Origin of the sequence: Bacillus sp. DB-2, assembly GCF_003315125.1 — a bacterium.
Taxonomy (GTDB): Bacteria; Bacillota; Bacilli; order Bacillales; family Bacillaceae_G; genus Bacillus_A; species Bacillus_A mycoides.
The window spans coordinates 42,157-49,976 of sequence record NZ_QNRN01000024.1; the positions used below are offsets into that span (position 1 = coordinate 42,157).

Annotated in this window: 10 protein-coding genes; 3 read left to right on the forward strand and 7 right to left on the reverse strand. The window is 33.7% G+C overall.

All coding sequences use genetic code 11. From position 1 onward, the window contains the following. Positions 1-20: 20 nt before the first annotated feature. Entirely contained in the window at positions 21-206 is a 186-nt protein-coding gene (locus tag DET63_RS28510; RefSeq protein WP_113734882.1) for a hypothetical protein, read from the reverse strand. Between the two features lie 130 nt (positions 207-336). After that, on the reverse strand, positions 337-786 hold the full coding sequence (locus DET63_RS28515) for a DUF6884 domain-containing protein (RefSeq protein WP_113938506.1): 450 nt from the start codon (positions 784-786) through the stop codon (positions 337-339). Between the two features lie 319 nt (positions 787-1,105). Between DET63_RS28515 and DET63_RS28520 the strand changes: the two genes are divergently transcribed. Then, positions 1,106-1,294 carry a DUF4017 family protein gene (locus DET63_RS28520; protein ID WP_113938507.1) on the forward strand — a complete coding sequence of 63 codons (189 nt, stop codon included), beginning with the start codon at positions 1,106-1,108 and terminating at the stop codon, positions 1,292-1,294. Positions 1,295-1,315: 21 nt separating this feature from the next. Here DET63_RS28520 and DET63_RS28525 read toward each other — a convergent pair whose 3' ends face one another. From DET63_RS28525 to DET63_RS28545, 5 genes are all read right to left on the reverse strand, one after another. Next, a complete protein-coding gene (locus tag DET63_RS28525) occupies positions 1,316-3,013 on the reverse strand; it encodes a M3 family oligoendopeptidase (protein ID WP_002136747.1) in 1,698 nt (565 codons plus the stop codon). A 108-nt stretch (positions 3,014-3,121) separates the two neighbouring features. Next, positions 3,122-4,051: a manganese-dependent inorganic pyrophosphatase gene (ppaC, locus tag DET63_RS28530; RefSeq protein ID WP_002136748.1), complete on the reverse strand. Its 930-nt coding sequence runs from the start codon at positions 4,049-4,051 to the stop codon at positions 3,122-3,124. Positions 4,052-4,202: 151 nt separating this feature from the next. Continuing rightward, positions 4,203-4,868 (reverse strand): lytic polysaccharide monooxygenase, encoded by a 666-nt coding sequence (locus DET63_RS28535; protein ID WP_085311559.1) that lies wholly within the window; start codon positions 4,866-4,868, stop codon positions 4,203-4,205. Positions 4,869-5,306: 438 nt separating this feature from the next. Next, complete coding sequence (locus tag DET63_RS28540) at positions 5,307-5,822, reverse strand: DinB family protein (RefSeq protein ID WP_113938508.1); 516 nt, start codon at positions 5,820-5,822, stop codon at positions 5,307-5,309. Positions 5,823-6,084: 262 nt separating this feature from the next. After that, positions 6,085-6,588: a GNAT family N-acetyltransferase gene (locus DET63_RS28545; protein ID WP_113938509.1), complete on the reverse strand. Its 504-nt coding sequence runs from the start codon at positions 6,586-6,588 to the stop codon at positions 6,085-6,087. Between the two features lie 105 nt (positions 6,589-6,693). On the opposite strand from DET63_RS28545, the gene DET63_RS28550 reads away from it, so the two are divergent. Next, on the forward strand, positions 6,694-7,335 hold the full coding sequence (locus DET63_RS28550) for an HD domain-containing protein (RefSeq protein ID WP_113938510.1): 642 nt from the start codon (positions 6,694-6,696) through the stop codon (positions 7,333-7,335). Between the two features lie 85 nt (positions 7,336-7,420). After that, complete coding sequence (locus DET63_RS28555; protein WP_113938511.1) at positions 7,421-7,693, forward strand: hypothetical protein; 273 nt, start codon at positions 7,421-7,423, stop codon at positions 7,691-7,693. Positions 7,694-7,820: the final 127 nt, after the last annotated feature.

Below are 7,820 nucleotides of genomic sequence, written 5' to 3' on the forward strand. Positions count from 1 at the left end.
AAGTACTCTTTCAAAGAAAATTACCACTTACGGCATTTGTCATCATCGTCGTCACGTTTACGATTGCGACGGCAATCATCACAATCACAGTCACGTTTACGTCTACAACCACAATCATCAAAATCTCTGCGTCTACATCTACCAAACATTAAATCATCCCAAAATCTATTACAATCTCTACGTCTACAACCACAATTATTACACATGAATATGCTTCCCCCTAATACAATATTAGAATTCATCATATTCTATGTTTAAAAGCGTAAAAAGGCTTGTTTAATAGTCTATTTTAAATGTATAAATGTGATATAATTTGAATCAAGTACTAATTCATGCCTATATTTCCTGCTGCCCTTCCACAGCCCCCTTCAACCTCTGCAACATATACCCAATCCCTTTACATCCTTCTAATGGATATGTAATGATTTCTTCTGGATATAGCTCCGTCACTACTTTTTTATGTTTCTTCCCTGCAAGTAAGACTATTTCATCAAACTGAAATAAGCCTTTATCAATCATCTGTTGTTTTAATTGTTCAATACTAATAACCTCATCACTCTTTGAATCAAATGCAAGATCATAGTTTTCCTTTACAATATCATTTGGTCTTAAAAATCCATGCTTTGCTGATAATATAACCCAGTTCTCGAAAAACTCAGTTGCATACGCCTGACATGCTTTTCCGAATGGACTAATATATACATCTTTTGCCTCTGCCTCTCCGTAATTTGGATACTTATCCCAAATTTTCTTTTTTCCGCACGGAATAATGCATAATCTTTTCATTGTTATTTCTTACCTCGCTTCTATATTTCTTATGAAATATCAATTTTCCAGTACATTTTTTTACAGAATACTATATACTTATCTCGAAAGATAAAATTACATTATCTCCTATATTTAGTTTAATTTATTTCAGAACAATCTATTAAGCATATGTATTATTACATAAACACACCGTACTAAAGTCACTTTCATACAGCATGCAGACTCCTCATCCTTTAGTGAATTTGTAAAGATCTCGTAAAATCAAGTACACTTAATCTCCCAACCTCTATTTAATAGTACAATATATAAATGTAGTATAAAAAGGAGGTGAACAATTATGAAAAATATACTCCCAGCATTATTAGCTTATATTATTGTTTGTATCATCGCAATTATCATTCCAGCATCTGACGGCTATAATAATGTGGGATGGAAATTATTCGTTGGGCAAGCGTACGCAATACCTATTTTCATTATTACTGCTATTGTTACATTTTATATAAACAAGAAACGATCTTATGAATAAAGAGGATAGCGAATGCTATCCTTATTTTAATTCACTTATAAACTTCAACACAGCTCCAGCAGTACTTTGTACCGTTTCTTGCGAAAAATCAAATGTAACACCTGTATTTTCATAGATTTCCTGTATGGAAACATTCCAATCCGTACTCGTTCCCTCTTTAAAGAAAGTAATCGCTTTTTCTTGATTCTCCCGATATATTTGAAATAATTGTAGTGCTCCTAATTGTGCAATTGCATATTCAATTTTGTAAAAAGGATACTGAATATAATGGAACGATTCTATCCAACTCGCACCAAGCCCTTCCTCATAGCCTGTAATATCGATTGACGAAAATTTATACCTTTTACATAATTCAAGATATTTCTCATCCCGTTCTTCTGATGAATGATTTGGATTGGTATAGAGCCAATGCTGAAATAGATCACCTGAAACTGGCGTAATTAATAAAGACAAAGCTCGATGCAGTTGTTCTCGTTGTGCTTTCTTATATTCATTCTCTTCCTTATAAAAAATGTTAAGTTTATCCATTAGTAATAGCTCGAGACTATGAGAATACAACTCAGCTACTTCTTCACGAAGATATTTTTCTTGCATACTACTTTCATTGTTAAACTGTTTATTGAAATGAAGTGCATGACCCACTTCATGTATGAGTGCATTAATTGCGTTAAATGATGGACTAAAATTAGAATAAATAAAAACCTCTTGGTTATAAGGTAAGGTAAAACAAGCAGCCCCCGGCGCCTTATTTTCCCGTTCTTCTACGTCAATTAATCCTGATTTCCTTATATGAATAAATTCCTCATGAAAATATGAATCTGTCTTTCTTAACATCTCTTCAATCCCATCCAATAAATCATTGGAATTTTGAAATGAAACTTTCTGCAATGTACAAGGAGCAAGATCCCATGGGAGATACGCTTTTACACCAAGATCCTTTTTAAAAAGATTTCCTAATCGTTTCCATACGGGTACAACCAGCTTCTCTATAGATTCATGAAGCGTATAACAGTCTTCAATACTATATTCTCTGTTTTTTAGCTTAAAAATATATTCGCTATAATTGTTAAACCCTGCATTTAGGGCCATTTGATTCCGTAATTGTACAAGTTCATTCATAATACAATCTATTTCTGGTTTTACTACACTTCGTGCTTCACATAAAGCATGCCATGCCTTTTCACGAATGCTTCTATTTGGGTTATCCAACTCTGCTTTAACGTATGCGTACGTCCTTATTTCGTTGTTCCAATTGATTGTTATGTTAGACATAATTTCTCTATACTTCGTTATAAAACCCTCCTCCTTAACGGCAAGAGAAATATTCTTTTCATTAAATAATTCGCTGTTCACCAATCTTACTTTTTTCATGTATCCGTATTTTCGTTCATCCAATAGCTTTGAAAACGGACAATCACTAAATTTCCGATCAAATTTTGCATTGTATTTTTTAAAAAGTGGTTGAATACTATTTTGGTTATATTTATGTAGATTACGTATTGTACTGTCTTTCGCATCTCTATACACAGCAATTAATTGACTCGTTAACACCTCTTCTACTTCAGCGGTTAAACGCTGTTCCTTTATTAGCCATTCCTCTAATTCAGCAACAGAAGAAATATTTTGATTTAAAAGTGATTGAAATTTGTTTTCCAACGTTTCCAAGTCATAACATTTCCTATTTCCATCCCTTTTTAACGTCTTTGAACCATTAAACATACGCAAACCTCCTCGTTTAAAATTATAATTTTCTGTCATTTTAAAAAAGAAAAAAACAAGCAGCCAATCTGACTACTTGTCCTTTCTCTTTATCCGTACTCAATATTATTAAGCTTGGAATGTTTCTGTTAATACAGGAACGATTTGTTTTTTACGAGATACAACACCTTTTAAAGTAGCTGTGTTGTTTTGTAATGTTACGTTGTATGCTTTCTCAACAACGTTTGTTGCTTTACCAATCGCAAGACCGACAGAATCGTTAGTTAAGATATCAGTTACAACGAATAAGAATAGGTCTAAACCTTTTTCTTCTACTACTGCAGTGATAACTTTTTCAAGTTCCGCTTGGTGTACAAGAACGTCGTTTGTATCAACAGCGTTTACTTGTGCGATTTCAACTTTCGCGTTACCCATTTGGAATTCTTTAGCGTCAAGGGAGATTAATTGCTCCATTGTTTTTCCGCTTAAATCAGCACCAGCTTTTAACATTTCTAAGCCGTAGCTATCTGCATCTACACCAGCGATTTCCGCTAATTCACGAGCTGCTGCTACGTCTTGTTCTGTGCAAGTTGGAGATTTGAATAGTAAAGAATCTGAAATAATTGCAGATAACATTAAACCTGCAACTTCTTTACGAATTGCAACGCCATTTTCTTTGTACATTTTGTTTAAGATTGTAGCTGTACAACCAACTGGCTCACAACGGTAGTATATAGGATCGCTTGTTTCAAAGTTAGCAATACGGTGATGGTCAATAACTTCTAACACACGAACAGATTCGATATCGTTAGCACTTTGTTGACGCTCGTTATGGTCAACTAAAATAACGTTGTCCACTTCGTTTGCTACTGTCTCAACAAAACGCGGTCCTTCTACTTTAAAAGAGTCTAACGCAAATTGAGTTTCACCGCTGATTTCGCCTAAACGTACAGGCTCAGCATTCATTCCTAATTCTTTTTTCAATTCTGCATAAGCAATCGCAGAACAAATTGCATCTGTATCTGGGTTTTTATGCCCGAAAACTAGTACTTTTTCCATGTTTTCCACCTCTTCATGAAAAGGATATCTTAAAGAAGCAAATATGACAATATTTTAGACACATTTTTTTATAAATAATTGTACTTTCTTCTATATTTTTCATAAAAAAGATCATCTAAAATGAATTAGATGATCAAAATGTATATTTAATTTAAAATAGTGTAGGAACTTGCACTACATTGTTAAAAGCAAAATTGGAATTTAAACCATTATTCACAAGGTTCACATCAATAACTTGATAAAACGCATTTCCAGTGTCCGCAATCTCCCAAACAGCTAAAATAAGATGGTAGCCACTACGGTCAGTTGGTACATTTGCTTCATGCGTTACTGTTGTCCCCGGTCTAACTCCGCCATCATTTTTTACATAGAACGGCACTAAATCTAAACTAGACCTTGTTAAAGGCATATTTGGATTCCAATCCTTCTTTGTAATGTAGTATTTCCATTCTTTCGTACTATGAGGAGCGGTTAGTTTCCACTTGAATGTATTCATCCCGCCGTTTAACGTAACTTTCTTCCACCTATCAACTGCTTGAACGTCTAAAGCAGGAAAATGACCAGCACCTGCAATTTGTCCATCAGAAGGTCCTAATTGCGGAAAGCCACCTATTCCTTCTACACTTTGTGGTTCATATTGAACTGGACCGCAATTTACATTTACCCCTTGCTTACATAAATAAGATCGGCTCGCTGGTGATTCTACATACCCATGAGCTGAAGCCTTTTCTGAAAATCCAAATGTTAATAATCCAGTAAGTAATATCCCACCACTTAACATAACCTTTTTTATCTTTTGTAAACTTGTCTTTTTCATTCTTTCATCCCCTTCCCAAAAATGAAACGAAAATAACTATAGTTGCCTAGTCATCTTCTCTACATCCATTATAAGTGGAAGAGCATTACTAAAAGAACCCTCTAAAAACTTTCTCCAATTCGTTTAGCTACAAAAATATCAATTCTTCTTCACATTTTAATTACCAGTTATCAAATCTATTATTTATTTTGTCGTTTTATTGTTAAATACTTATAACACCGTCTGAAAATACAAACGGCGTTAAAGTAGTTAATAATTACTTACAATTATATATCACAGTGTAGCTTCGAAAAAAGTTTGATTACATTAACTCTATAAAGCTAGATAAAATAATACAAAGACAAAGTGTGTTTTGAAAAAGATTGATCTAAACACGCTTTAAATATACTCAATTAAACCATTCGTTTATAAATAAATTACGAAATTGGCAAAGGCAGTCTAATTATCGAATAGCCCTCTTCCTCTCAGATTTGCGGAAACAGGCTCCTTTCCTATTTCACGTGCCCATATAGATAACTGGCCGATATGGTGGATTTCGTGGACAATGACATGACATATTATCTCTCCGTGTGTACATTCAATGACTCGGCGCCTAATTGATGCGTCTCTAGAGCTAATCGGTTCTTCATTGAAATCAGTTTCTGAAAGTTTCCGAGAATCCATTTCATTTGTCCAAGATGTCACAAATGGCTTCACTTTCTCGTGATATTGAGCTGAGAGATTTTTTACTTTTTGCAAGCTGGCATACTCTTCAAACAATGGCTCCTCAGGAACTGGCTCACCTCGCAAACCTAAGATCCACATATATTCCACATCTACAATGTGAAATAGTGTATGTAGTATACTACCGAACCCACCGACCCGTTTCTTTAATAGTTCTTCATCCGGCATGTCTTCGCACAATGTAAACCACTCATCACGAACTTGCCAATTATATTGAAACAGTTTCAACATGACAGCAACCTCCATCTTTTAGATTAACATTTAATATTCACCAAAAGACTTCAAAATCAAAATCTAAAAAACTGTTAAAATTCTCTACAGACTAGCCCTTTAAATTAAACATTCCAGATGAAGTTAAAGGGTCAAAAGAAAAAAACTATTATACAGGATTTCACCAAACTTTATTTTGAATTATTAATCTTTTTTGCAAATCAACACACAGACATAATAACAAATATGTCGTTTGAAATTATCTCCCTTTTCAAATAAAAAACTAAATCATTTTATAATAAATTACTGTTGCATCTAACTCACCATTCGGAGAAATTGCATACCCTGGTATTTTACCGGATTCTTGATAGTCTAACGACTTGTACAATCTATTCGAGGGATCTCCTTCTCTAGTATCTAACACTAAAAGAGACCTGTTTTCTTGCTTTGCTCGTTCCTCTGCTTTTTGCATAAGTGAACGTCCAATACCGTTACGTCTAAAGTTTGGATGAGTCATTAACTTGCAAATTTCAGCTCTATGTATCCCGTTAGGCTTTGTAACTAAATGTAATTGAACACTGCCCGCCACTTCATTGTTTATTTTAGCAACATACAATATCACTTCTGGTGCTAATACAGTTTGCCAATACTTCGCTGCTTCTTTTTCTTCTAGTGGAGGTAAAAAACCTATTGACGCCCCATCATCTACTACAGTTTTCAACAGTTCAGAAAGCTCTTCAATATCATTTTCTAGTTGCTTAATTTCTTCAATTACTAAATTTCGCATTACTTTTCCCCCTTTTATTTCATTGTAACAACTTTTAAAGAAGGAATAATGAAATTCTAAGATGAAATTATTAAATATATGATTTTTTAGAGAAAGGATACCTATATGAAATATATATTAGATAGGACATATGCAAGAGAATTACTCCAGTGGGCATATGAACAAAACCCAGGTCCGTGGTTCGATCATTCACGTAATGTTGCCCTTGCAACTGAAAAGATAGTTGTTGAACTTATTAATAATGGGTACGACCTAGATGCTGATATAGCATACAACGCTGCCCTCCTGCATGACATAGGAAGATATAAAGGTTTTACTAAATCTGTTATTCATTCCTATGATGGTTATATGTATATGAATGATTTAGGGTATACAGGAAACGCCATTATATGTGTGACGCATTCATTTCCTTGCAAAAATGAACATATAGATATCGCAGCGGAGTGGAGCATTGTTCCTGATTATATGGAAAGCCGGTTAATTGAAATATTGAATAAAAATAGTGACTATGACTTATACAATAAAGTAATTACTCTTTGCGACGCTCTCGCTGATGCGGATGGATTTACTACTCTTGAAAAAAGATTGATTTCAGTTGGTTTACGTCATGGCACAACCTCTCATACTTCTTTACATTGGAAGGGATTCTATGCAATTAAGAAAGAATTAGAATCTTTAATTGGTAAGAGCATATACACACTTCTCCCTGATATAGAGACATCGATTTATAAAAATATAGAATATTAAAATAAACACAACTTAAAAACGCTAAAATTTGTATGTATGATTCTAAAAAACTCTTTCAAAATTGGAGGGAATAATTATTAGTAAAATGGGATTTGACTTGATAGAACATAAAGGTAACTTTGATTTTGGATATGAAGATATTACGGGTATATCTCGGAAATGTAAATTTTCTAATTGTTCGCATACAAATGAACCACACTGTGCAATAAAAAAAGCTATCTCTGACGGCATACTTTCTGAAGAAATATTTAATAGTTATTATAGAGATTTAAACGAGCTACAATATGTTTCTAAACAGAGTAATAAAACAAAAGCTATTGATTATATGAAACAATTGAAACTCTTCCAAAAAAATTAGGCTAAACTAAAAAGCCCTCCTTAAAATAATTTTTGAAGTGAACCCGAATAGTGGTACATGAAAAAAACACCTCCTGAATTCGCATACTAAGTATGCAAATTCAATGGAGGTGTTTTTCGTTTGAAGA